Here is a 25,953-nt window from a genome sequence, read left to right on the forward strand (position 1 = left end):
TCTCCCCCCTGAAAAAAATATAAGCCGGCACTCAAAATGAGTACTGGCCCTGTCAGGCTTCTCATCTTCGCCAGTCTCATCTGCACTCTTCCTAACTCTTCTCAACTCGACTCATTATTCAATTAATAAAATCTTATGCAGTTTCAGCCTTTCTGTCAACCCTTGTTTTGTGTCAAATGGTAAAAAGAGATTTTGGTTTCGATGGAGTGCGGAAATTTCAACAACGATTTTAAAAGGTATTTATAATCAGCGGTGAATTCATTAAAGGCGACATATTATTTATAACCGAAAGATTAACTGAAGAAAGGCCTGAGAAAAAAGCTTTGATTATCAGGGCGGCGGTTTCCTTGGTAGCTTTCTTAGTGATGGCGGTTGTTTTTCGGCCGGACCTTACCTGTCCGGCTTCTACGCGACCGGGATCCGATTACCGGAAAGCTCCGAACACATCCTCCGATAATATAAGGATGGAGCGCCCTCTTCTTCCCTATCGTGACATGGTCATCGTTTTAATGTTTCACAACATCAGTTCGACTTATCAAGGTCGGGGAACGATTTCACCCGAGCTTTTTGCCGCCGACATAGACGCATTGCTGGCAGGAGGCTACCATATCATTCCGGTCAGCCGCCTGGTTGACTTTCTTCAGGGAAAAACGGAAGTGCCTCTTAACGCGGTGGCGATCACTTTTGATGACGGCAGCGCCGGTGTTTACCGTTACGGTTTCCCTATTCTGCACAAGAACCGCCTGCCTGCCGCCGTTTTCTTGACAACCGATTACGTAGGGAAAAAACCGGGTTTTCTCACCTGGCCGCAGGTTCGGAAAATGGCGGGTTCCGGGCTTATTACTTTCGGCGGTCACACACACGCCTCTCATTTCGTTGCGCCCACAAGTCCGAAGACTACCGCTCCGGCCACGGTGGGACGGATTTTCGATCCTACAACCGGGCACAAAGAGGTCGAGGCGGAGTACCGGATGCGGCTTTTTACCGACAACCTTCATGCGCAACAGATATTCAGGCGCGAGTTAGGCGGCGATACGCCCTATTTCGCATACCCTTACGGGGCTTACAGCCCGGAGCTTGAAAGGATACTCCGCGCGGTAGGGTATGAATACTGCTTCACTACCTTAACGGGGGCCAACCGTGCCGGACATGATTTCCGCCATATATACCGTATCAATGCCGGTACTCCCTGGACCTCACCCGAACGTCTGATAGAGAACATTCAGCGCGCGGCCTGGTTGTGTAAGTCACCGCGCGGCGTGCCCGCGGGGTGGATGCCTCAATGGGCACAGGATCCCGCCTTTAAAAATCAGATGCTTGACCGTACCTTCTCCTCCGAAAATGCGTTCTTCTTCCGTGGAACCCGGCGATGACGACATTTAACGTTTTTATGAAATTGCCGCTTTCCAAGTTGAATTGAGTGCTGGGTTCCTTGTACCGCTTGCTCCTCGCCGCGTTCCGTTTATGTTACTCTCTGCATCTAAGTAACCGGCTTAGAGGTTGCCCCGTTCCACTCTTCGTTGTGCCGCGGCGCGGCATGAGGCACTCCCGCAAATGATCACCGGTTGTTTGTACGTTGGTTTTAGAGTTGTTCCCCGCGCGACAGCGCTTCTTCCGCACGCCGGATCATTACCCGGACCATACTCCCGCCGATGTTTCCTCCCACCCTGCCGCAATCCCGGGAAGTGATATTACCCCAGTAACCGCTGTCTATCTGCTGCGACAAGCCGAGTTCGCTCGCCACCTCGTATTTAAAACGGTCTAAAACGGAACCCGGCAACAGTTTCGGATATGGATAGAATTTAGCCATTATTACGCCTCCCTCTCTTAGGCTTAGATTGATGGACCTCTGGGGACCGTTCAAGGTTCAAGGTTCGACGTTCAACGTGCCGGTCGATACTGCATGAAATTTAGGTCCGTTCAAGGTTCTGAGTTAAAAAAGCAAAGAGAAAAATGCAACCGCTATGTTTATTTTCCGTCTGTTTTCATCTTTTAATAGCGGTGAATATTTTACAAAAAATAATTGTAAAACGCTGGCGGTCCTGTCTACTGAAACCACCAATTACAATTAAAGCGCAAAAATAGACGATTGCCATGAGAAAAATGCTTAGTAACAGGTTGAAAGCCGGTTGAAAGGCGTGAGCCGTGAAGTAATTATGGCATGAATTCAGTACAACCGCACCCGCCAGGGATGCTGTCAGCGGTTTCAGCAGGACTTCCTTAATCGAGACCGTGCAGCCGGTTAATTGAATCAGGTTGTAAAGGTTAAAAATTGACATTATACAAAAAGCGCAAACCACGGAAGCGGCGGCGCCCTTGATCCCGAGGACGGGAATACCGGTAAGGAAGTAAATGCCTGCGGCTTTAAAAACCGAGGCCGTGACCAGATTGCGGAAAGGAACCATCGGCCGGCCGAGACCTTGAAGGATACCGGTTGTTGTCTGCTGCAAATACAGAAAAGGGGCGCCGAGGGCGAGCACCCGGAGGGCGGCGCCGGCATTCGGGTAACCGAAAATGATTCGGCACAGATCCTCCGGTAAAAGGAAAAGAACTACCGCGCTCGGTAGCCCGGTGAGGAAAGTCAGACGAAGGGCGTTGTTAATTCTCGATCCAAGCAAATCGCTGTTTCGGGCGGCCAGGGCTTCCGCAATGGCCGGTACCAGGACCGTGGAAAGGGACACCGTAATCAGACCGGGCGTGTATAACATCGTTTCCGCTATCCCTGCAAACTGGCCGTAGATACCGGTCGCCTCCTGCATTGAATAGCCGCTGCCAATCAACCTGTGCGGTATGAGAATCGCCTCGAGGGACAGAAAGCCTGTTGAAACAAATCGCATCAGGGTGATCGGCAGCGCCAGCCCAAAGATTTCTCGCGTGAGAAAACCGGCTTCCCCAATACTTAACCTCGGCGTTCTGGGTAAAAGACGGCGATGCCTGAGGAAAAACCCGAGCATCAGGACAAAACCGAAAAATTCGCCGCATATCGCCCCTAAAGACGCGCCGCAAGCCGCGGCCAACACACCTTTGTGGATTAAGAACGAAGCCAGGAGAAGGCCTATCAGGACACGGGTCAGCTGCTCGGCGCCCTGTGAGACCGCGGTCGGAGTCATGTTCTGAAGCCCCTGGAAGAAGCCGCGGAAGACGGAACAAACCGAAACGATAAGAACCCCGGGCAGAAGACAAAGGAAGGGCAGGAGAGTTGCCGGGTTGGAAAGGACCTGCCCTGTAATAAACCGCGCCGAAGTGAATCCTATTAGAGTTACAGTAAAACTGGAAATGATAGTATATAACAGCGAAAGACGCAATATTTGATAGGCACGGGCGGTGTCGTGCCGGGTTACGGCGTCGGATACGAGTTTGGCGATGGCCACCGGAATACCCATGGAAGCAAGAACAAGAGCCAGGACGTAAATAGGATAAACCATGGTAAAGAGGCCGATGCCTTCCGCTCTTATCAGCCGGATGAGGAATATCTGGTATATAAAGCCCAAAAACCGATTAACCACACTTGCTGTTACAAGCACAAGGGTGCCGGTCAACATTGATTGACTATAGCGCATTTCCGCCTCCTTGGCAGACTACAGAAAAGAACGAAAGACGAGATGTCGGAGGGATTATGCAGTCGGTCACGGCATTTCAAGAACAGACCGGTCTCGTCCGCTAATATATATATGTTCGTCCCCGTCTTGTCAGGAGGGCGATAAATGCAACACACCCATCGCATTTTACAACAGGCGCAGTTTTGTTGAGCGACCTCTAAAAATAAAAAAGGATTTCTTGCTCAACCGTAGAAAAATTTCAGGTCAGGCCTGCGGCGGCCAAGTATAGAAAATAATGTAAGGGAAAGGATATCATAGGAGGGACAAACGGTTGAAAAATTACAGTGCGAAAGACATCAGAAACATTGCAGTGGTGGGTCATGGCGGAACGGGAAAGACATCGCTTTCAGAGGCGATACTCTTTAATACCGGAATAATTTCGCGTCTCGGGCGGGTGGAAGACGGTACGACCACCGCGGATTATCACCCGGAGGAAATCAAGCGGGGAATCACCGTACACGTTTCCATCGTGCCGTGCGAATACGAGGGAATTAAACTTAACTTGCTGGATACGCCCGGATATTCAGACTTTATCGGTGACGTCAAGGGTACCCTGCGCGTGGTGGAGGGCGCACTTTTTACGGTATGCGCCGTCGGGGGCGTAGAGGTTCAGACCGAGGTAATCTGGGACCATGCGGGCGAAATGCCGCGTGTGGTTTTTATAAATAAGCTCGACCGGGAAAACGCCAACTTCGATCGTGTGGCGGACGGACTGCGTGAGAAATTTCCAGCCAATTTCGTGCGGTTTTCGATTCCTATCGGGACAGCTGAGAATTTCCGTGGGGTCGTAGACATACTTAACGAAAAAGCATATATGCATGACGGAAAGGAAGAGAAAGAAGGCCCCGTGCCGGCGGAATTGGCGGAGACGGTCAAGGCGTATCGGGATAAGCTTATTGAGGCGGCTGCGGAAGCGGATGACGAATACCTGATGAAGTATCTCGACGGGCTTGAGTTGACTCCGGAGGAAATTAAGACCGGGCTATTGAAGGGGTTGAGCGCAGCCAAGTTTGTTCCGGTGCTTTGCGGTTCGGCTACAAAGAACTGCGGAATAAAAACCCTTATGAACTTTCTTGAGAGTTTCTTTCCCGCACCGGAAGCCGAAGACGGTCCGCTTACGTCACTCGTTTTCAAAACCCTCGCCGACCCTTATGTAGGGCGGCTGAATTTCGTGCGTGTTTTCAGCGGTGTTTTGAAAAGTGATTCAGTTGTTCATAACAGCGTAAAGAAAAAGAACGAGAAGATCGGGCAGATATTCTTCGCGCGCGGGAAGACCCAACAGGCTACCGATAACGTACCCGCCGGGGATATAGGCACGCTGGTCAAGCTTACGGATACCGCAACCGGCGATACCCTTTGCGAAAAGGATAAGCCTGTTGTGCTTGCGGGTATAGACCTTCCGGAGCCGACTTTGAGCATCGCGGTTGAACCGAAGACCCAGGGGGACGAGGACAAGCTGGCTACCGCCCTTGCCCGCTTGGTAGAAGAGGAACCGACCGTCCGGGTAAACAGAAACATCGAAACCAAACAGACGGTTATCACGGGTATAGGAGAAACCCAGTTAGACATGATAATCGAACGTTTTAAGAGGAAGTTCGGGGTGGACGTTGTCCAGAAGCCGCTGCGAATTCCGCTGCGTGAGACCGTGAGGGCCGAGACCAAGGTGGAAGGCAAATACAAGAAGCAAACAGGCGGGCGCGGTCAGTACGGGCACGTTTGGCTTCGCATCGGGCCCCTGCCGGGTGAAGAGTTGCGTTTCGATGAAGAGGTGTTTGGCGGAGCTGTGCCGAACCAGTACTTCCCGGCGGTTGAAAAAGGCGTGCGGGAGGCGATGAACGACGGGGTATTGGCGGGTTATCCGGTGACCAACATCGCCGTTACCCTTTATGACGGATCTTACCACCCGGTGGACTCTTCGGAAATGGCGTTTAAAATCGCTGCGTCAATGGCCTTTAAAAAAGGCGTGCAGCAGGCCAAGCCGGTATTACTGGAACCGGTGATGGAGGTTGAGGTGCTTGTTCCCGACAACTTCATGGGTGACGTTATCGGCGACCTGAACACGAAACGGGGCCGGATTCTAGGGATGGAGCCCACGGGTAAGCAGAGCAGGATCAAGGCCGTTGTACCCCTTACGGAAATGACCAGGTACGCGATTGACCTCAAATCCATGACTCAGGGGCGAGGCGCTTTCAAAATGCAATTTTCTTCTTACGAAGAAGTTCCGGGCCGGATTGCGGATGAAATCGTCAAAAAGGCTCAGGAAGAAAAGCAGGCTGAGAGATGAGATATAGAATATAGAATATAGAATGTTAGGCTCCTGTCGCAGATGGCGTCGGGGGCTTTTGCTTTTAGACGCAAACATGGAGAAGCAGGGTGATTAACCCTGCTTCTCCTCCTGAGGCATGTTTTCTTCGGCGTAGCGTACCATTCGGCGCACCATGTTGCCGCCGACCTTACCGCACTCGCGACTGGTCATATCACCCCAGCCGACATCAGCGATTTTGCCTGTGAGCCCCAGGTCTTCCGCCACCTCGTACTTGAACCTGTCGAGAGCGTTTCCGGCTTCCGGAACCAGACTCTTCCGTTTCCGGTCCGCCATTTAATCCCTCCCGTTGGTCTTTAGTATGGTGGTCATTAATATTTTTAATCAGTAATTATAAATCATACGGAAAATAACAAAAGAATTAACCGCTGAAGGTCGGCCGTGTCAGCAAGGGGCCGAATCCATACGCCTTCAGGGAATGTGAAGCGGAAGGTTGTCGCAGTAAATAAAAAGCCCGGAGAGGTTTTATCTCCGGGCCTATGTCATAGCCTTTCAACTGGCGGGGGAGGCAGGACTTGAACCCACAACCTTCGGTTTTGGAGACCGCTGCTCTACCAATTGAGCCACTCCCCCGCGAGCAAAATTATAATATATCTTTCGCCTCAAGTCAACGAACTGCAGCGGCGTTGAACTTCAGTCTCGCGTCTCATACTTAAAACGATACGGTCAGTTAATCATCCTATTCGCAACAGGTTCTCTCTTAAGAGCTTAATAGAAGTGTGCAAGGCTTCTTTTTCGGAATCGGTAAGGTGGATTTCAAGCACCTTCTCCACCCCTTTGCCCCCAATGATTGCGGGAACGCCGGCGTAAACGTCCCGTTCACCGTACTGGCCTTCCAGATAAGCCGCCACCGGAAGAATGCGCCTTTTATCACGCAGGATGGCCTCCACCATCTCGGTTACGGCGGCGCCGGGAGCATAATATGCGCTTCCCGATTTTAGAAGTTCCACGATCTCACCACCGCCGTATCTGGTGCGTCTGGCTATCTCTTCGAGCCGGTCCGGGGATATCAACTGTTCGACGGGGATCCCGCCGGCGCACGCATAACGCAGCAGCGGAAGCATTTCGTCTCCGTGCCCTCCCAGAACCAGAGCCGTAACGTCCTTGAAAGAGATTCCGAGTTCCATGGCGATGAAGGCGCGAAGCCGCGTGCTGTCAAGGACCCCGGACATGCCCATTACCCTATGCGGTTTAAAGCCGCTGGCTTTATACGCCATGTAAGTCATTATATCAAGGGGGTTGGTGACGATTATCAGGATAGTGCCCGGGGAGTAACGCGTTACCTTCGTCACCACATCCCGAATGATTCCGGCATTTGTAAGCACTAGGTCTTCCCTGCTCATTCCCGGACGCCTCGCGATTCCTGCCGTTACTACAACCACATCCGAGTCAGCTGTGTCCTCCCAGTCGCAGGTGCCGCGAATGCGGCAGTCAAAACCGGCTACCGGCGCCGCTTCGGATAAATCCAAAGCCTTGCCCTGGGGCATTCCGTTTACCACATCCATAAGCACAATATCGGCGAGTTCCTTGATTGCCAGCCAGTGGGCCGTTGTAGCCCCCACATTTCCGCTGCCGACAATCGTAATCTTACTGCGGCGCATTATTTCCTCCTCTGAAAATAGTACTTCTTTCGTTGGGCGCGGCGATGAGCTTCGCGGTTGTGCGGCCGTAAGCGGCACGGGAGATTTCCTGTTTATGAGTATGTCGCTTCCTGCGCCGCTTCTGCTTCTTCCGCTTCCTCGCGGGCCCTGCGGCGGGCGAGCGCGCGCTCGGTCAACCGTACAATTAATACACTGGCCTCGTACAAAGCATACATCGGGCCGGTCATTAAAAGGCAGGTGATCGCATCGGGAGTAGGCGTGAGTGCGGCTGCCAGTACAACGATGACGAGTATTGCGTATTTGCGGTTTTTGGCCAAAAAAGAACTTTTGAGGATGCCGAGTCTCGCCAATACAAAACTGGCCAGAGGCAGTTCAAAAATAAAACCGAACGGAAGAAGGAACCAGATCGTGAAAGAGATGTACTTGCCGAGGGTTAGCATGGGGACGATATCAGGCCCGGCGAAGGTCAAAAGGAAAGCGACTCCGTGCTTATAGACGCCGAAAAAACCGAATACTACGCCCCCGACAAAAAGGACAAATGATCCGAGTATAAAGACGAATAAATAACGACGGGTCGGTTTTTCGAGAGCGGGTGCGATAAAACTCCACAACTGCCAGAAAATCACGGGCAAGGACGCTAGAAAGCCCATCGCGACGGAAAGCTTAATCTTGGTTATGAAGGCCTCGGTTACAAAGGTGACCACCGGTTTAAAACCAGCTTTGGTCAGAGGGCTGAGTAGGACCTTCATAAGTTCGTCGCTATAAACATAGGAGGCGATCGAAAGTATTAAGATAGCGATGACGGATATAATCAAAACCCGACGGAGTTCTTCCAGATGTCCGGAAATGCTCATTTCCTTAAGACCGTTGCTCATGTGAAACAACCTCATATTTTTACCATAGAGACACGGGGCTTCACAGAGAATATAAATATATAAATAAAAGAGAAGTTAAGAATCCTATATTTACATTTCTCCCTCTTCTTGTTCTCTGTGTTCTCTGTGCCTCCGTGGTGATCTGTGAGTCAATTCTTTTCTTGCCGCTTTTCGTCTCAATCTTTAATCTTTTATACTATCCTTAATTTCTCGGACCTCTTCTTTGACATCCTTTACGTCCTGCATGATGTTATCGCTTATATCCCTGGTGGAACGCCGGAACTCCCTGATTGTTTTGCCGAGGGCTCTCCCCACTTCAGGAAGCTTGTTCGGACCAAAAATTATCAGGGCTAGCGCCAAAATCAGTATTAATTCCGTACCGCCGATACCTGGGAACATAAGGTCACCTCCATTGGCTGTCACAAGCGCCTTTTCGTAGAATTTCGGCAGTAAAAGCAAAACTCCTTCACCGGGAAGGTATTTGGTGATGGCACCTTTTCGACGGTTTGGGTTTATAAGGATTAGATTTAAACGATAATATTCCTGGAATTACAATTGGTACCCCGTAGATAATCTTCCGTAAAAAGTCCTGCCTTTTCCCGGCAGGACTTTTTAATACTTCATTTATCAGAAATGCACTCAAGCGTCTCTTACTCAGAGACAATATATTGTAAGTATATTCTCCGGCCCAATAATCATAATCCGTATAGTGTAAGTTAAGGGTCGAAGGACCGCACTACCCTGACAACCTCGATCGGGTTATTAGGGTCATGAACCGGCGTATTTATCAACGCTTCTTCGATGGGGCCGCGCAGGCCCTTGTCGTCACGAGGACACGCATTCCAGGTTGATGGAGATGTAATCTGATAATTGTTTATCTTGTAATCCTTAATCGCCATGAAGTGCGCAAGACAACCACGCGGCGCTTCCCAGAGCGCCATCCCTTCTCCCTGCGCCGGGACCGAGCAGGGTTTGTACGTCGGCTCGCCGGGTTTAAGCTGGTCGAGCCATTGGGACATAGCGTGAGCAATCATCTTGCATTCAACCGCTCTGGCGATATGCCGGCCCATAACTGAGAACGCCTTTTCTCCCAGGGAGGTAACATCTGAAACCTTGTTGACCCACATCCGGGCAAGCGGGCCTCCTTCGTGAGGCAGGCCGTTATACCTCGGCGCCTTGATCCACGAATACGCTCCAAGCTTTTCGGGTTGCGGTTCGGTCCTACCAAGCCTTGGATTCAAGCCGCTGGTTTCGTCCTTAAACCAGGAATACTTAACATCTTCAGTTATCTTCTCGGCATCCACCGACGCAAGCTTATTATTGGTATAAGAGCCGCGCTTAATCAAAAGGTTTTTCCCTGTAGGATCTTTTCGATCATTGAGCGGGAAAATACCGAAAGCCAGCAGGTTTCCGCAGCCACGTCCGATATTAAAGTAATCCTTATATGCTTCGGCGACCGCATAAACATCCGGCACATAAACGTTATCTACGAAGCTGGTTAATTCGTTCAGGATGATACGAAACTGATCAATCTTCTCCTGGGTGACTTTTTCCGTGACACCGCCCGGAATGATAACCGTAATATGCGGCATTTTACCGCCCCAAATGGCCGTCATTTCCTGAGCCCGCCGCCGTGCGGTAAAGGCTTGATTATAATTGTCCAGCAACCGGTTATTTCTGGAACCGGACAATCTGAAATCGCCTTTATAGCGCGGAATAAACGGCGCTGTTTCGGGACCGGTGACGTAGTCAAGCAATGCCATATGATAAAAGTGCATAACGTGAGCCATTATACTATTTGAACCGTGAATCAGGTTCCTGACGATCCGGCCGTTCGGCGGCACTTCCGCGTTCATGGCGTCATCAAGACATCGTGCGGCGGCTATGGCATGGGAAGTGGGACTGACACCGCAAATACGCTGTGTTATATGCTGAGCATCCCGCGGGTCGCGGCCTTTTAAAATTAATTCAAAACCACGAAAAAGGGTACCTGAAGAACGGGCTTCGCTGACTCCTTGATGGTCAATATTTACTTCAATCTTGAGGTGACCTTCGACCCGGGTTAGAGGGTCAATTATTATGGTGGAGACTTCTGACACTTCTGGCACTTCTGACACTTCTGATTTCCCCCCTTATACCGTTAATCTACTTGTTCGTGGATGCGGTACCGGCCATAAAGCGGCCCGCAATCATCGGGGAAACCGGGTTCCGAGCAGGCCTGGCAGGGTGTTCCGGCCGGGATGCACCAGTTGGTTTGGTTATTCCACTGCCTTATGTTACACCTGGCGCGCGCCACCATTCCCTTGCACCCAACGAAAGCCAGACACCCATGATCCCCTGGGTTCTGCGCAAATATGCCCTGGGAAAAATATGTGCACCGTGGACATCCCACGTGTATGATCTCCGGAAAGAACATTTTTGGCCTGTTGTATTCGTCAAGATCCGGAATTTCTCCGTAATTCAATACATGTACCAGTGTTCCGAGAAGATCGTCGGGGTGAACAGGGCAACAACCGATGTTTATAACCGGAGTCTTTTTTAATACTTCCCACACCCCCACCGTTCCGGTCGGGTTAGGATCAGCGCCCGGAATGCCGCCAAAAGCGGCACACGAGCCGGCGGCGATAACCGTAGCGGCGTTACTGCCCAATAGCTTCACCGCTTCAAGGAAAGTCACTTCTTTTCCTTTTTTTTGTCCAATCTTGCAATATGCCCCACCTTCGGCTGCAGGCACGCCGCCCTCGATTACCAGGACGTAATCCCCTTTATGCTCCGAAGCGATTTCTTCCAGATAATCGAATGCTTGATGTCCCGCGCTGGCCATGATCGTAGGATGATATTTCAGACTGATGACGTCGAGAAGCAGCTTTTCTATACTTGGATTTACGGAGTTCATGAGCGACATCGAACACCCGTTGCAACCTGCGCCTCGAAGCCAGATAACGGGCGGCTTACCTTCCGCTGCACGGGCTAAAGTGTCGAGAACCATCGGTTCCAAAGTGGTTAAAAGACCTGCCCCGGCTACCGCGCCGGAACTTATGCGAATAAAATCGCGACGCGAGATGCGCCTCACCAATCATCCCTCCCCGCTAAAGAATACTTGTGAGCTGACTAGATTTATAATAACTTTTCCTTGGCTCATTTTGGGACAAGATTTATCGCCGGCTTCCACCTCACTCCCTGTTAATATTTCCGGCTGCAGTTCAGATAAAAATATAATGCCAGGTGCATAAAAGAAAAAAACCGGAGTACGGATTCTTAACTCTTAATCACTTCCGTCGTATTTTGCGATTCCGGCAATACTTCGGGTTCATCTTTTTCTCTGGTGGAACTACGGAACTCTCTTAAAGTCTTGCCCAGTGAACGACCAACTTCCGGTAACCTTTTAGGACCGAAAATCACCAGCACAAGACCAAGGATTATAAGCAGTTCGGTCGGCCCAATGCGTGGGAACACAATTTTTCCTCCTTTATGCCAAGATTGAACGCGGACAAAGAACTATATCTGTAAAGCTTCTTTAACAGGAGAATTCACGGCCAGCCAATCTTCTATATCTTTGTCAACCTGCATTACCAGATTGGAAAGACCGGCGGCCACAGCGGGACTCAGTTCCGTTCCCCAGTTAATCACAGCGGGCTGCATACCGTAAACAACAGTAGGGGGCAAAACCCCCATGGCTTTCCCCAAGTGAAGGACCTCCAATACCCCGATATCGTGCAGCGAGTTGCTTATATTGGGTATAAATTCATCCAACTCTTCCGGCTCGAACTTATAAATCGTTCCGGCCGCACCGTCACCGTTGACAGCGTCTATCATTATCAGTTGTGTTACGTCCTCAATAAGATACAGGAGATCCATACCGGCAGTACCGCCGTCAATTAACTCTACTTCCGGCGGATACGTGCGTTTCATCAGTTCCTTCACCGCATGAACCCCAACGCCTTCATCCTGCAAGAGAATATTGCCTACGCCGAGTATTAAGAGACGCGGTGTGACGGTTCCCATACAAACCCCCTCTATCTTCATTACTCAGTCTAAGTTCGGTATATACTCGCAAATTCCTCCTGTTTATGCGAAAATAATTATGTTAAAAACCCAACTTGCCACCGGTTATACTCCGCTTCGAATTCACGAGCCGAAGCTTATACCCATTTGCATTGCCGTCCTTAAAAGATCGTTGCCAAGCGGTACGCGGCGCATTGCGCCCACCGCCTCTGCGAGAGGCACAGACCCTATGTCGGGCGTCCTAAGACAAACCATTTCGCCGAAACGTCCATCCGCAAGAAAGTTAACGGCTGCGGCGCCAAACCGGGTGGCAAGGATACGGTCAAAGGGTGTCGGCGTACCGCCCCGCTGTAAATGACCCAGAACGGTTACTCTTGTTTCAATGCCGGTGTTCTTTTCGATTTGCTCGGCTACCAGATTCCCTACTCCGCCAAGGCGGTAAGGCTCGAAACTTCCCTCGATAACTTTCTTGACGACAACCTCGCCGCCGAGGGGTTTTGCTCCTTCAGCCACCACGATGATACTGAACTTCTTTCCGGCTTTTTGACGCTCGAGCACCTTTTCAAAAACCTCATTGGATTCGAATGGGATTTCCGGTATAAGAATAACGTCGGCGCCGCCGGCGACTCCGGCATGGAGGGCGATCCAACCCGCGTAACGGCCCATTACCTCTAAAACCATCACCCGGTTATGGGATTCCGCCGTTGTATGAAGTTTATCGAGAGCTTCGGTGGCGGTCGTAAGAGCCGTATCGAAGCCGAAAGTCTGATCGGTTGCCGCTATGTCGTTATCGATGGTTTTGGGAACTCCGATGACGGGAAAGCTGTATCGTTCCCATAATTCTTTGCCGATTTTCAGGCTTCCGTCGCCGCCGATAATCACCATCCCGTCGACCCCGTGAGACGCGATGTTGGACATTACACGGTCGGACACGTCCTTGTATACGATTTCGCCGTTTTCATGGAACGGGTAATGGAAGGGATTGTCCCGGTTGGTGGTTCCGAGGATTGTCCCTCCCCGGGGCAGGATACCCACTACATCCTTCTCTGTCAGCCGGTGGGCTCTGTTCTCGATCAGACCCCCGAAACCGTCCTCAAACCCCACGACACTAAAACCGTATTCTTTGACAGCGACTTTAACCGCCGCTCTAATGACGGCGTTTAACCCTGGAGCGTCCCCGCCGCCTGTCAGAACGCCGATACGTTTGATTTGGGTCTTTGCCCGCGGCATCCCATTCCCCCCTCTTGTTCAAAAATAGCGTTCTTTCGTAGGGCGCCGCGATAAGCTTCGTATAGCTGCGTCAGCTTGGCAAGGCCGGGTCCTCACCCAGCACTCAGTTGCGCTTTTAAAAAAAGTCGCTTCCGTTAAACCGCTATTCATGTACTTTTCGCAACTGCGTTTTTGATACCAGTCTGAGTGCTGGGCTCCAGCCCGTCCTGGCAAATCTTCCTTGCTCTGCTCGCTTCTCACGGCGTTTCGTATGTGTTACACTTTTGCAGCTAAGCAACAAGCTTACGGGCCTATATTTTCAGATTTCGTGGTGCCGCCACGTGCATGAACGGACTTCACTCGGGAAGTGCTACTTACTTCTCCCCGCGCTCCGTATTACGCTACATTCATGAACTGCCATTCCCCATTTTTATTCTTTAGCTGGAGCGGCCTTCGGCTCGATGGCGAACTCTTCCAGTTCCTGTAATGACTTTTTCAAGCTGTCAAGGTTTGATCCGTAACCGGTCCAGTCACCTTTTTTCAGCGATTCCTCCGCCTTTTCAAAGAATTGATTCGCCTCGTGAATCCGTTGGGCTATGGTCCTTTTTTCACCCTGCCGGTCGGACGGCGATTGAGCCGGTTCCTGTACCTGTCCGGAAAAGACCTTACTGAGTGCGGCTTCAAGTGTCGGCTCCATAACGATACGGTCACCGTGGACCACTATTACCCGCCGCAGTTCCGGCATCTTTGATTGCTCCGCCTGAAGATAGATCGGTTCAACGTAAAGAAGCGCATTTTTCACCGGAATGGTCAGCAGATTGCCGCGTATCACGCTCGAACCTCGCTGATCCCAAAGTGTCAACTGCTGTGATATCTGGGCGTCCTGGTTGATCCGGGCCTCGACCTGCATCGGACCGTAGACGAGTTCCTGCTTGGGAAATTCATAGACCAGCAGGCGGCCGTAATTCTCTCCGTCACACCGCGCCGCGAGCCAGGCGATCATATTCTTTTTATTCTGCGGGCTGAACGGCATGATTAACATGAACTCTGGACGGTCTTCGCCGGGGAGCCGCGAGATAATATAGTAGGGGTCTACCTCTACCTCTTGATTCTCAAGGATTTCCGAAGGTTTTACCCATTTATCCTCCTTGTTGTAAAACACCTGGGGATCCTGCATGTGAAAAACGGCGTACATTTCGGCCTGTATCGAAAACAGATCCTCGGGATACCTGAGGTGCTGCGAGATTCCTTCCGGCAGATCCTTGAGCGGTTTAAACATACCGGGGAAAATGTTTGCCAGACTCCTGGCAATCGGGTCATTCGGGTCGTTCAAATAGAAATTGACGTTGCCGTTGTAAGCGTCGACAACCACCTTGACGGCGTTACGAATGTAATTGAAGCTCCCGTCGGCATACGGCTCGGCATAAGGGAACCAACGGGAGGTGGTATAGGCGTCCCAGACGAAATACATCCGGCCGTCAGAGACCACAAGATAGGGGTCGCGGTCGTATCCCAAAAAGGGGGCGATCTTTTTTACCCGTTCCTGAATATCGCGGTAATAAAGAATCTTTGAGTCTTTATTAATGTCGCTCGAAAGAAGAAGCTTATAATCGTTGAGGGACAAGGCGAAGGCGAGGCGCCGCCAAAAGCTGCCTATGGAAACGCCGCTCGATTCCAGGTAGTGGGTGTAAACGTTGCCGTCCCCCTTGGGATAGTCGAATTCGCCGGTGTTCGTGTTGACCACCGAGTAAGGGGCCGGGGTTTCACCGTAATATATTTCCGGCCTGGTGATTTTAAGACCTGTCGTGCTCTGAGGCGGGATATCCTTCAGAAAAAACTGGGGCAACCCTTCGGATGTAACCTCATTGACCGGACTCATCGCCGCGCCGTAACCGTGGGTGTATTTCAGATGGCGGTTAATCCATGTTTGTGCCTGCGACGGTAGTTTATCCTGATCAAGCTCTCTTGCCGCCAGCATAACCTGGCGGTACTGTCCGTCAATCGTATAGCGGTCGATGTCGATATCGTTAAACTGATAGTATAACCGCATTTCCTGAAGTTGACCGTATGTTTCTTTCAAGGGTTTCCAGTCCCAAAGCCGTACGTTGGCGAAGGTGTCCGCGTTATCTTTGACATCCGAGGCGACCAGGGTTTTCCCCGCCGGAAACTGCTTACGCTCCACCTTATCTATCCCGTAAGCCATCCTTGTAAAAGCAATACCGTTTTTGATGTACGGTTGTTCCCGGTCAAGTTCGTTAGGTTCCACCAGCAGTTTCTGAACCGCCGCCGGGTATAACACGCCCATGGCCAAAGAAACGACGATCAGCGTCCCGATGCCGTACAGAGCGTATTTAAGCGAAGAGCGGATGCCGCCGTATATCCCCGCCAGGGCCGCCAGAAGGGATATGACCAGGAGTATCTTGATCGCCAGCAGGCCGGCATGAATGTCCGTATAACCGGGTCCGAAGACGGTTCCTCTTTCAGAATAAAGAAGCTGGAACCTGTTGAGGTAGTACCCCCATGCCTTTAAGAACAAAAGGGCGCTGCAGAGAAACGCGACATGACGCATAGCCGCCCGCGAACGCCAGAAGCTTCGCCCTTTAAGCGGATCAACGCCGAAGTATATAAGGGCGACCATGATTGTGGTGAACAGCACCATTCCGAAGCTCAAACGATACATGAGTAATTGAAAAGGCAAAGAAAAAATGTAAAAGCCGAGATCCTTGTTGAAGATGGGATCGGCTTTTCCGAAGGCCACCGGATGCAGATACTGCTGCACGACGAGCCATTTCCCGGTAAGTATGGAGATAAAAATCAGCGCGGCGATCGCACTTCCGAGGATAAAGGCGATGTTGACCAGCCGCGGTCCTATTACCTGTTGCCAGGGATTCTGCTCAATTGTCTGCCCGCCGTCCGTAACAAGCCTTACCGTTTGAATCACGTAACGGCGCGTAAGAAGCAGATTGGCCAGTAAAAAGACAAAGAAAATACACGCGGCGCCAATCTTCAAGGCTAAACCTGTAAATAAAATCTTAAGAAAAACATCCCGGTAATTAAGGGATTGGAACCAGAGCCAGTCGGTGTAATAATGCGCTCCGCTACCCAAGAGGAAGAGTATTAAAAGAATCAGCCCCGCAAGGCCGGCAAACGGGAACCGCCGGCGTTTAGGCACGGCAAGACCTCCTTTGGTTTATACAGGTTTTGGATTCTTCTGAGATTCCTCGGCTTCGTGCCTCAGCTTCGCCTGGCAAAGAGGGCACACCGAAGCCGGCTTCTTAGGAGTCGCAAAAGGATCGTCCTCTTCCTCCGCCAACAGATCTTCGAGCGCGTCGGTCTCGAATTTACGGCCGCAGAGGATGCACCTTTTTTCCATGATACCACCCTTTCTCAGAGTATATAATACTGTTAAGTCAGGCACACGTTAAGGGTTTTCTCTGAATTAATGCAGTGAGTTTTTCCGGTATCTTTGGTTTTTTCTCATAGTATACTGTTCGCTGAGAATTAGGATGCTCCTGCTGTTTAAGATTAACATAATTAATACAGCAGGTAAATTCTGAGGTAAATGTGGAACGAAAAAAATGAAAATCAAGACTTGCGAAGTAAAGATATTGTTTGATTCTTTTACGTCATCAGCCGGAACCGCAATTAATTCTCTGCTCGCGGAACCGGCTGATGTGATAGTCAAGATCAACGGCAAACGTAAGCTTACTTCTTAAGCGCAGCCATTATATCCTTAAGCACGCCGCTGATTTGCTGATCTCCGTTAACGTCAAGGACCACACCCTGCTTATTGTAATAATCGATAAGCGGCTGGGTTTGAGCTTCGTAAACGTCAAGACGATTATTAACCGTGGCTTCGGTATCATCGCTCCGCTGGTATAGTTCGCCGCTGCATTTGTCGCATTTGCCTTCGTCTTTGGGTTTGTTGAATAATACGTGATAGGTGGAGCCGCAGGAACGGCAGACACGGCGCCCGGTCAACCTAGCAACAATTCTTTCCCGCGGTACGTTAATATTTATGACTCCGTTGAGCTTGATGGCCAGTTGCTTAAGGGATTCGTCAAGGGCTTCAGCCTGGGGTACAGTCCGCGGGAAACCGTCGAGAAGAAAACCCTCCTTGCAGCCTGCAAGCCGGTCCCTCACTACGCCGATGATGACGCTGTCCGGAACAAGCTTACCGGCGTCCATGAATTCCTTCGCCTTTTTCCCCATTTCGGTGCCTTGTTTTACCGCCTCGCGAAGCATGTCCCCCGTTGAGATGTGTGGAATCTTCAGTTCGTTGACCAACACCTCGGATTGTGTCCCTTTCCCGGCCCCCGGTGGCCCCATGATAAGCAGGTTCACGTTCTCTCCCCCTCCTGTAATTTGGTTGTATCTATTCAGGCGTCCCGTCGTCGGGCGGCGACTTGAAAGACGTATTGTCTGCTTGCATATCGTCGCGTTCCGTCAACGAAACACTAAGCGCTGAATAGTTACCTTTGATTAGTGAAATCGGGTACTACCCGTTCTAAAAAATGGTCGGGATGACAGGATTTGAACCTGCGACCTCACGGTCCCGAACCGTGCGCTCTAGCCAAACTGAGCTACATCCCGTCTAAACGACAGATTTAATTATGCTCTAAAATCAAGCTAAAGTCAAGTGGCATGACGGCTTTTAACCTTCGCTGCGGAAGGCATGGAGGAGTCTATGGGTTAGAAAATCCTTCAAGAAAGAAATTAAGGTAAAATTCATTTTCACATGGCGGTGACCGGATTCCAATTGGCTTAAAATCTCTCAAGCATTCGCCCATAATACGATAATGACTTTAGGCAAGCGTTAAGTAACAGGTAAAACCTCAAAATAGGTCTAATTCAGGTAATAAATGAGAAACGGGCTTGAAGGAAATAGAATATGGACTTACAATAAAGACATATCAAAAAAACTAAAAATGAATTAAAAATGCCGCACAGATCATTACGAAACCAGATACTTTCATTGATTGTTTTAGCTTTGGTGTTTCAGTCCGTAATCGCCTTTGTCTATACAACTTTTGTTCTCAAGAACTGCGCCGAGGAAGGCGCTGTGAGCAAAGTCAAGGGCGACCTTTACCTGGCTGAAGCACTGGTTGACGCCCTTTACCCCGGGCCGTGGAAGGAAAAAGGCAGCCGTCTTTATAAAGGCGGCACACTTATGAATGGGAACGAAATTGTTAATAAGGTCACCAAATTGACCGGCGACACCTGTACCATATTCCTTCACGATACCAGGATTGCCACCACCGTTCCCGGGCCGTCCGGTAAGCCCGCCGTCGGAACGCGGGTTTCAGGCCCCGTCGACAAAGTAGTGCTGGAACAGGGCCAACCCTATTTCGGACAAGCCATTGTTGTGGGGAAACCTTACCAGACCGCCTATCTGCCGCTCAGGGACACCGAAGGCCGGGTGTTGGGAATCCTTTATGTCGGCACCCCGCAGACCCAGATCGACCGCATGATCCGTGGTTTAATATTCAGTAGGTTAGTGTTGCTGGTTGTATTACTGGTCGCCCTCGGTCTCGTCGTCAGTACCGCAGCCTCCCGCTGGTTCAGCCCAATACGAAGCATTTCTCTTACCCTGAAAGCAATTGCGCGGGGTGATTATAACCTGCCGCTGGAACCGGCGCGCTATTCAGAGTTTGAAGGGATTACAGAGGCGGCTGAGCGGATGCGGTCCGATGTAAAGCGAAACTTTAACCGCTTGAACGATCTTTCGGGGTTTGGAATTCGGGCTTTTTCACTAATTAAAGAAGATGAGGCTTACGAACTCCTAATCCATTATTTGAAGCGCCTGGGCGTTGATGAGATTCTCATCGTGGTTATCGATGAAGGTCAAAGACAGGGCAAGGTCGTCGCTTATTATTCGAGTATTACAGGTGAAGAGAAGTACAACTCCGGACAAGCGTCCCCGTTCGATTACCCGGTACTGAAGGACATTGATTATTGCCAGGCTGTCCGTACGCAGGGGCCCTATGTCGTCGAGAATGTGGCCGACGATTTGGGGTGCCGGTATACCTGTGTGAACCCGGAAGTGAACAGCTACGTGTGTTACCCCCTGGCGATCGGCGGACGTGCCTTCGGGTGGGTCAGGCTCTGCAGCCTGAAGCCAAACTTTTTCGACCCCGAAATAAGAAAACCGCTTGAAGGCTTCGTTACGGTTACGGCGGCGGTGGTAGCCAACCTCAGGTTAAGCGAGCTCAATCGCAACCTGTCTCTTATCGATCCTCTTACCAATCTTTACAACCGTCGTTTTCTTGAAGAGTATTTCCATCGGCACATAGCGGAAGCAAACAGAAGACGGGAGGCTTTTGTTGTAATCTTTTTAGATATCGACCAGTTTAAGATTATTAACGATACATACGGGCACGAGTTCGGCGACAGGGTCCTAGCGAACGTTGCCCGGACGATTAAGGATTCACTTAGGGAGATGGACCTGATGGTTCGTTACGGTGGTGAAGAGTTCGTTATCGTTCTTCCAAATACAGATCTCCAAGGCGGGCTGGTTGTGGCCGAAAAATTAAGGCATAATGCGGCGTCGTCTTCTATTCGTCTGGCGTCGGGCGAGAGTTTCTTCCTAACTGTAAGTCTGGGGGTGGCGGAGTATTCACCCGGGAAGGGTATTACAAGCGATGAGATGATTCAACGCGCGGATGAGGCTATGTACCAGGCAAAACTGATGGGTAAAAACAGGGTGGTCGCGTGGAAGAAGTAGTTACATCCATCAACCGGCGGTTGCCACTCCCTTTCGAGGATAATGGGAAACGACAATCACGACCTGCCTGTTTCTTGTCACAGGACTTAAAGTTTCGGCTCGAACCAGTAGGATGGCTGCAGTTCCTTAAATCCGAGATTGAAGGTCAGGATCTCCAGTTTTATAGAAAGGTCAACATTCCTAATGATTATGTTCTCGTCGGCCTGGACCACGGCGGGTCCGAAGGTGAGAAGCGCTTCCACCCCGCTTTTTACCAGAAGGTCTGCCACCGGTTGCGTGGCTGATTGAGGCACGGCGATAATACCGATACGCACGCCGTGTTCCGCCACCACTTCGGGAACCTTTTCAATGGGCAGAACCTCAAGATCTTGGATGTGCTTGCCTATCTTCAAAAGATCGTTATCAAAAACGCCGACGATATTAAAACCACGATCCTTAAATCCGCGGTATGCACACAGCGCTGTGCCAAGGTTCCCCGCTCCTACCAGCACCACAGGCCATAACTGGGTTAGTCCCAGAATCTTTAAAATGTAACGCGTAAGATCTTTTACGTTATAACCGACGCCCCGCGTGCCAAACTCGCCGAAATAGGCAAGGTCTTTGCGCACCTGCGCGGGGCTGACTCCAACACCTTTGGCAATCTCACCGGAGGAAACAGTCACCACGCCGATTTTGTCCAGTCGGTCAAGATAGCGTGAATAAATCGACAACCTGCTTACCGTCGCCTCCGGAACACGCATTACCTTCAAGCTCAATGCCTCCTTCAATTGCTGGTAAGCTCATCCGTATTAGTCTTTGCGGGTCTTGTTTGTTACGAATAACACGTGCGCATTTTCACTATCGATTGCGGGAAAACGCTTAATCACGCGCTTCAGGCGGAACAGCCTTTGGACTTGAGAAGGCGAAATTGAGAGGGTGCCGCGGCCTTATTATATCTAAGAGTGCAAATTTGTGTCAATTGATTTTGAGAAATAAATCACTTGGTTGATACGTCTAAAAGGTCTCTCACCGCTTTTGCCGGGTCCGGGGAACGAAACACCGAGGAGCCCGCCACCAGAACATTTGCCCCGTATTCTATCACCTTGGGAGCGGTTTCCACGTTTATTCCACCGTCGACCTCGATTTCTGCCTGAAGGTTCCTTAACGAAAGGGCGTTTTTGATATAGGTGATCTTGGGCAGCATCGCGGGTAGGAACTCCTGCCCGCCAAATCCGGGGTTGACGGTCATAACGAGGATTAAATCAACAAGGTCTAAGACGTAGTCTAATACCTCGGGGGGGGTAGCGGGATTCAGTGCCACTCCCGCCCTGATTCCCAGTTCCCGGATCGCGGCGAGTGTTCGGTGAAGGTGGGGGCACGCCTCGGCGTGCACCGTAAGTATGTCTGCGCCGGCGCGCGCAAAGTCAGCAAGATAGCGGTCGGGCGCGGCAATCATGAGGTGTACATCCAAAATAAGGCGGGTATGTGACCGGAGTGAGGCGACAACCTCCGGACCAATGGTGATATTCGGCACAAACCAGCCGTCCATAACGTCGACGTGCAGGTAAGCCACACCCGCCGGTTCGACCTTTCGGACTTCGTCTGCAAGATGGGCAAAATCCGCGGCTAAGATTGAAGGGGCTATTTTAATCAAAGCGCTTCGTCCTTTCCTGTTTGGTTATACTATTCAGAAGACCGCAGTAACTGTCGTACCTGAAACGAGCGATGGCACCGGTTTTTACGGCCTGTTGCACGGTGCAATCAGGTTCATTCAGGTGTAGACAGTTGTTAAACCTACAACTTCCCAGCCTTGAGGCTATTTCCGGGAAATATCCTCCGAGGGCGGCGGGAGGAATTTCAGGGATATCAATACTCGTAAAACCTGGCGTATCGACAATAAAACCGCCGTCCCTTAAAGGAAGCAGTTCGGTCAGTCTTGTGACGTGGCGGCCGCGTCGGGTTTTGGGATTGATTTCGCCGGTCTTAAGGCGGAGGCCTTGCTCGGCGGCGTTTAACAGGCTTGACTTCCCGACGCCCGATGGACCGGTGATTACGGTGATATACCCGGTTAAAATGGCGCGAAGCTCATCCACTCCCTCACCCGTCACGGCGCTGGTTAAAACAGAGTGGAAACCGATAAGTCCGTAAGTCTTAATCTCTTCGAGGCGGTTGATTTCCGGGTTGAGATCGATTTTATTAAAACAGATAATCGGCCGTATACGGGCAATTGTGCTTATCATAATGAGAGTGTCCAGCAGCTGAAAATTGGGTTCGGGCTCTAACGCCGCGAACACGATCAAGGCCTGTTCGACGTTAGTAACCAAAGGACGGACCAACTCCGTCCGCCTTGGTAGAAGCTCTTCAATTACAAATCTGCCCGGGGTCGCCTCGTTGATTACCACCAAATCCCCGACACAGATCCGTGCCTTTACAAGCTTGCCGCGGCGCACGCATTGTCGTATTACGCCGGTGTTTTGCTCCATTACAAAATAAAAACCACCGTGAAACCGTACCACCTGACCAAACGGCAACCCCTGACCTCCCTCGGGAAATAGCGCTTCTTTCGGCGGGCGCGCCGATAAGCTGCGTATAGCTAATTTGGAGGTGAGAGGTAAGATGTTAGAGGTTAGAATTCTTGAAGGAATTCGTGAGCGAATTCCTTCTCTTTTCAGACCTCCGACCTCCAACCTCCAATGCTGTACGCTCCGGCCCGCCCCTACCAAGCTTTCGTGCTCTACCTGATTCTCCCCGCGCTCCGTATTGCGCTATGTTCGTGAACTGCCATTTTCCACATTTTCATTCTTCAGCCGAAGCGGCCTCCGGCCGCATGGCGAACTCCTTCTTAAATGGAGCCTGATATTCACCGAAACTCGTTGGCGCAAGGCAGGAGGTTCTGCGTTTTTCTATGTTGAAGCTTTGTATACATTTCCCCTATCAGAGACAGGACCTACGCGAATTAAGAGCAACTTTCTTTACGAAAGGTTTTGTTCACTCACAAGCCGGCCGTCCAGGTAAACGGAGATGGTCGCCGGTCCGTAGTATGTAACCGTTTCAGTCACACGCTCATTGGCGGGCTGGGATGCATTGTAAGCTTCCACTAGACCGCGGGAGTCGTTTACCGTTATTCGCAGCGAGTGATCCTGCCCGTCGTTCGGCATTTGAAGCCTGACGGTCGCCTGCTTGGGCGTAGGACCGGGGCCTTCGCTTAAAGTAACATTAACCGCCTTTCCGGCTTCAAGGCTTGCGCCGGCCGCAGGATCTTGAGCCGTCACATATCCCACCGGGTACTGGGTGCTTGTCTGCTTGCCGATGGTTTCGCCGAGAATGAAACCCGTCTGGGTCAGTTTCTCCCTTGCGGTATCGAGGGTCAATCCGATAACACTGGGTACGGACTTTAGAACCGGTTTCGGCCCCCTGCTGACGAAAAGCTTAACGTCGCTATCTTTGGGACGCGTTACACCCGGGACCGGGTCCTGGTCCGAGACAAGACCGGCAGGAACATCGTCGCTGAAGACTTCCGTGCGCGATGCAACATTGAAACCTTCGTTCACGAGAATCATTTCCGCGTCTTGAAGCAGTTTGTCCCTGACATCGGGAACGGTGCACATCTGTGGTCCCAGGCTGGCAATAAGAGTTATAAGCCGTCCTTTCTTCACCCGGCTCCCGGGCTCTATGTCCTGTCTTATAACCTTACCTTTTTCTACATCGGTGCTGTTTATCTCCTGGACCTGGGAGCGCAATCCGTTTTCGCTGAGTGTTTGTTGCGCCATACTAACGTTTTGCCCCTTGACGTCGGGAACGACAACTTCGGGAACATAAAGGTACCATTTGACCGCCCACCAGCTGCCGAAAAGCAATAATAAAAAGACAGCGCCTAAAACAACGTAACCGACTGGCTTTAAGCGTCGCTTGCGCCTTATTATATCACCCCACCGTTCGTTAAGGTTGTCCCAGGGCAAGTCGTCCAGTAATTCACTGATCTCCGACGCCATGGCTTTTACCGATTGAAAACGCATGGGCGGGTTCTTGGCCATCGCCTTTTCAACAATTGCCGCGAGCGCCGCCGGAACATCAGGATTTACTTTGCAGACCGGAACCGGATTATCCTGGATATGTTTGATTGCGACCGCAACCGGATTATCACCGGTGAAGGGCGGTTTCCCGGTGAGTGTCTCGTAAAGAACGGCGCCGAGGGAGTATATATCCGACCGGGCATCCGCGGGTTCTCCCCGGGCCTGTTCGGGAGAGATGTACTGCACGGAACCCAGAAGGGTCTTGGTGGCGGATAACGTGGTTCCACCCACAGCGCGTGCAATGCCGAAATCGGTAAGCTTGGCTCTTCCTGTCGCGGTAATCAGGATATTATGAGGCTTGACGTCGCGATGGACGATGCCCCTGGTGTGGGCGTGGTCCAGCGCGTCGCAAATGTCGCGCGCCACCACCATGGCGAGGCTCAGGTTCGCTTTTCCTTCTTTAATAAGTGATTTAAGGTTCTGCCCTTCGACAAACTCCATTACAAGATATTGAATCCCGTCATCGCTGCCGACGTCAAAGACACTTACGATGTTTGGGTGCGACAAACTTGCCACTGCACGCGCTTCATGGCGGAAACGGCGGATAAAGTCCTGGTCTTTGGTGAATTCATCCCGCAGTATCTTAATGGTGACGAAACGGTTCAGCAGCAGGTCCTGTCCCTTGTATACCACAGCCATCCCGCCGCCGCCTAGTTCCTGCAAGATCTTGTAGCGCTTCCCTAACACCCGGTCAATCATTTATACCCGGTGTTCCCCTTTCCCTTATATATTGCCAGGTCTTATGTTTCAATGATTATGATGGATAGAGCCGGTATATTTAACAATCAGAAAGTGTATCGGTGCTCTTTCAATCTGTAATGCTTATCAGAATTAACGTGACGTTATCCTTGCCCCCGCGTTCAAGGGCAAGGTCTATAAGAGCGCCTGCCTGCTCCTCCAAGCCGCCTTGCCTGAGCAGGTTAAGGATGTCTTCAGCGGCAAGGTGATTCGTCAAACCATCGGTGCATAATACGATCCTGTCGCCCGTAAAAACGTTAACCGAACCGCTGTCCATTGATGTAGCGGGCTCGGTGCCCAGGGCGCGGCTTAAGACATTCCGGTAAGGGTGGCTTTCCGCTTCCTCCGGTGTAAGTTTTCCCTGGCGGACATAAGTTGACACCAGGGAGTGGTCCCGTGTAAATTGGGTTATCTCATCGTTCCGTATCAGGTATCCCCTGCTGTCTCCGATATGCACCCAGTAAAGCGATTGAGCCTGGATGACGCAGGCGGTTAAGGTGGTTCCCATTCCGCCGTACTCTTTATTCTCCTGAGCGGCGGCGTATACAACCCGGTTCGCCTCACCGGCGGCGGTCATCAGTTGCGGCAGCGGATCGGTGCGGATTCCCTGGCTCAAGGTTATTTTCAGGCATTCGATAGCAAGCCGGCTGGCCACCTCTCCCGCCTGGTGCCCTCCCATACCGTCGGCTACTGCGAAAAGGCCGATTTCCGGAAAAGTAAGGAGATTATCCTCATTATTCGGCCTTACGAGCCCCTTTTCACTTCGTGCGATCCACTCCACTTGTTTTCCTCCGGGAGTTCTTTATAAAAAAGGTTGCCTTTCGGGT

General features: G+C 51.1%; 21 protein-coding genes, 2 tRNA genes and 1 pseudogene. 3 read left to right on the forward strand and 21 right to left on the reverse strand.

Annotation, left to right across the window (positions count from 1 at the left end; genetic code table 11):
* Window positions 1-347: 347 nt before the first annotated feature.
* Window positions 348-1,373, forward strand: a complete 1,026-nt coding sequence (locus AB1500_10990; GenBank protein MEW6183678.1) for a polysaccharide deacetylase family protein — start codon at window positions 348-350, stop codon at window positions 1,371-1,373.
* Window positions 1,374-1,582: 209 nt separating this feature from the next.
* On the opposite strand, the gene AB1500_10995 is transcribed toward AB1500_10990, so the two are convergent.
* Both AB1500_10995 and spoVB read right to left on the reverse strand, forming a co-directional pair.
* The gene (locus tag AB1500_10995; protein ID MEW6183679.1) at window positions 1,583-1,810 is read right to left on the reverse strand and encodes an alpha/beta-type small acid-soluble spore protein; all 228 of its coding nucleotides are present in this window, start codon (window positions 1,808-1,810) and stop codon (window positions 1,583-1,585) included.
* Between the two features lie 175 nt (window positions 1,811-1,985).
* Window positions 1,986-3,560 carry a stage V sporulation protein B gene (spoVB, locus tag AB1500_11000; protein MEW6183680.1) on the reverse strand — a complete coding sequence of 525 codons (1,575 nt, stop codon included), beginning with the start codon at window positions 3,558-3,560 and terminating at the stop codon, window positions 1,986-1,988.
* A 310-nt stretch (window positions 3,561-3,870) separates the two neighbouring features.
* Here spoVB and fusA point away from each other — a divergent pair, with 310 nt between their 5' ends.
* A complete protein-coding gene (gene fusA, locus AB1500_11005) occupies window positions 3,871-5,883 on the forward strand; it encodes an elongation factor G (protein MEW6183681.1) in 2,013 nt (670 codons plus the stop codon).
* A 93-nt stretch (window positions 5,884-5,976) separates the two neighbouring features.
* Here the strand turns inward: fusA and AB1500_11010 are convergent, their stop codons facing one another.
* The 14 genes and pseudogenes from AB1500_11010 to AB1500_11075 form a co-directional block, all read right to left on the reverse strand.
* Entirely contained in the window at window positions 5,977-6,198 is a 222-nt protein-coding gene (locus AB1500_11010) for an alpha/beta-type small acid-soluble spore protein (GenBank protein ID MEW6183682.1), read from the reverse strand.
* A gap of 221 nt (window positions 6,199-6,419) precedes the next feature.
* Window positions 6,420-6,495, reverse strand: a tRNA-Trp gene (locus tag AB1500_11015).
* 101 nt (window positions 6,496-6,596) lie between these two features.
* Window positions 6,597-7,523, reverse strand: a complete 927-nt coding sequence (mdh, locus tag AB1500_11020; protein ID MEW6183683.1) for a malate dehydrogenase — start codon at window positions 7,521-7,523, stop codon at window positions 6,597-6,599.
* Between the two features lie 92 nt (window positions 7,524-7,615).
* Window positions 7,616-8,398: a twin-arginine translocase subunit TatC gene (gene tatC / locus AB1500_11025; GenBank protein MEW6183684.1), complete on the reverse strand. Its 783-nt coding sequence runs from the start codon at window positions 8,396-8,398 to the stop codon at window positions 7,616-7,618.
* 183 nt (window positions 8,399-8,581) lie between these two features.
* Window positions 8,582-8,797, reverse strand: coding sequence for a twin-arginine translocase TatA/TatE family subunit (gene tatA, locus AB1500_11030; GenBank protein ID MEW6183685.1), 216 nt, complete (start codon window positions 8,795-8,797; stop codon window positions 8,582-8,584).
* Window positions 8,798-9,117: 320 nt separating this feature from the next.
* Window positions 9,118-10,506, reverse strand: a pseudogene (locus AB1500_11035) (nickel-dependent hydrogenase large subunit).
* A gap of 32 nt (window positions 10,507-10,538) precedes the next feature.
* Window positions 10,539-11,471: a hydrogenase small subunit gene (locus AB1500_11040; GenBank protein ID MEW6183686.1), complete on the reverse strand. Its 933-nt coding sequence runs from the start codon at window positions 11,469-11,471 to the stop codon at window positions 10,539-10,541.
* Between the two features lie 185 nt (window positions 11,472-11,656).
* Window positions 11,657-11,854, reverse strand: a complete 198-nt coding sequence (locus AB1500_11045) for a twin-arginine translocase TatA/TatE family subunit (protein ID MEW6183687.1) — start codon at window positions 11,852-11,854, stop codon at window positions 11,657-11,659.
* 42 nt (window positions 11,855-11,896) lie between these two features.
* Window positions 11,897-12,403 carry a HyaD/HybD family hydrogenase maturation endopeptidase gene (locus tag AB1500_11050; protein MEW6183688.1) on the reverse strand — a complete coding sequence of 169 codons (507 nt, stop codon included), beginning with the start codon at window positions 12,401-12,403 and terminating at the stop codon, window positions 11,897-11,899.
* 123 nt (window positions 12,404-12,526) lie between these two features.
* Window positions 12,527-13,633, reverse strand: a complete 1,107-nt coding sequence (locus tag AB1500_11055; protein MEW6183689.1) for a 6-phosphofructokinase — start codon at window positions 13,631-13,633, stop codon at window positions 12,527-12,529.
* A 409-nt stretch (window positions 13,634-14,042) separates the two neighbouring features.
* The gene (locus tag AB1500_11060; GenBank protein MEW6183690.1) at window positions 14,043-16,784 is read right to left on the reverse strand and encodes a UPF0182 family protein; all 2,742 of its coding nucleotides are present in this window, start codon (window positions 16,782-16,784) and stop codon (window positions 14,043-14,045) included.
* Window positions 16,785-16,802: 18 nt separating this feature from the next.
* Window positions 16,803-16,985 (reverse strand): hypothetical protein, encoded by a 183-nt coding sequence (locus AB1500_11065; GenBank protein ID MEW6183691.1) that lies wholly within the window; start codon window positions 16,983-16,985, stop codon window positions 16,803-16,805.
* Window positions 16,986-17,317: 332 nt separating this feature from the next.
* A complete protein-coding gene (locus tag AB1500_11070; protein ID MEW6183692.1) occupies window positions 17,318-17,956 on the reverse strand; it encodes an adenylate kinase in 639 nt (212 codons plus the stop codon).
* A gap of 171 nt (window positions 17,957-18,127) precedes the next feature.
* Window positions 18,128-18,205 (reverse strand) — tRNA-Pro (locus AB1500_11075).
* 469 nt (window positions 18,206-18,674) lie between these two features.
* Between AB1500_11075 and AB1500_11080 the strand changes: the two genes are divergently transcribed.
* Entirely contained in the window at window positions 18,675-20,336 is a 1,662-nt protein-coding gene (locus AB1500_11080) for a diguanylate cyclase (GenBank protein MEW6183693.1), read from the forward strand.
* An 86-nt stretch (window positions 20,337-20,422) separates the two neighbouring features.
* On the opposite strand, the gene AB1500_11085 is transcribed toward AB1500_11080, so the two are convergent.
* From AB1500_11085 to AB1500_11105, 5 genes are all read right to left on the reverse strand, one after another.
* The gene (locus AB1500_11085; GenBank protein ID MEW6183694.1) at window positions 20,423-21,085 is read right to left on the reverse strand and encodes a redox-sensing transcriptional repressor Rex; all 663 of its coding nucleotides are present in this window, start codon (window positions 21,083-21,085) and stop codon (window positions 20,423-20,425) included.
* A 227-nt stretch (window positions 21,086-21,312) separates the two neighbouring features.
* The gene (gene rpe / locus AB1500_11090; protein ID MEW6183695.1) at window positions 21,313-21,969 is read right to left on the reverse strand and encodes a ribulose-phosphate 3-epimerase; all 657 of its coding nucleotides are present in this window, start codon (window positions 21,967-21,969) and stop codon (window positions 21,313-21,315) included.
* Complete coding sequence (gene rsgA / locus AB1500_11095) at window positions 21,962-22,846, reverse strand: ribosome small subunit-dependent GTPase A (protein ID MEW6183696.1); 885 nt, start codon at window positions 22,844-22,846, stop codon at window positions 21,962-21,964. Before rsgA ends, rpe begins: the two co-directional genes overlap by 8 nt.
* Window positions 22,847-23,287: 441 nt before the next feature.
* Window positions 23,288-25,087, reverse strand: a complete 1,800-nt coding sequence (locus AB1500_11100) for a PASTA domain-containing protein (GenBank protein MEW6183697.1) — start codon at window positions 25,085-25,087, stop codon at window positions 23,288-23,290.
* 109 nt (window positions 25,088-25,196) lie between these two features.
* Complete coding sequence (locus tag AB1500_11105) at window positions 25,197-25,907, reverse strand: Stp1/IreP family PP2C-type Ser/Thr phosphatase (GenBank protein ID MEW6183698.1); 711 nt, start codon at window positions 25,905-25,907, stop codon at window positions 25,197-25,199.
* Window positions 25,908-25,953 lie beyond the last annotated feature (46 nt).

The sequence above is a fragment of the Bacillota bacterium genome, assembly GCA_040755295.1.
Lineage (GTDB): Bacteria > Bacillota > Desulfotomaculia > Desulfotomaculales > Ammonificaceae > SURF-55.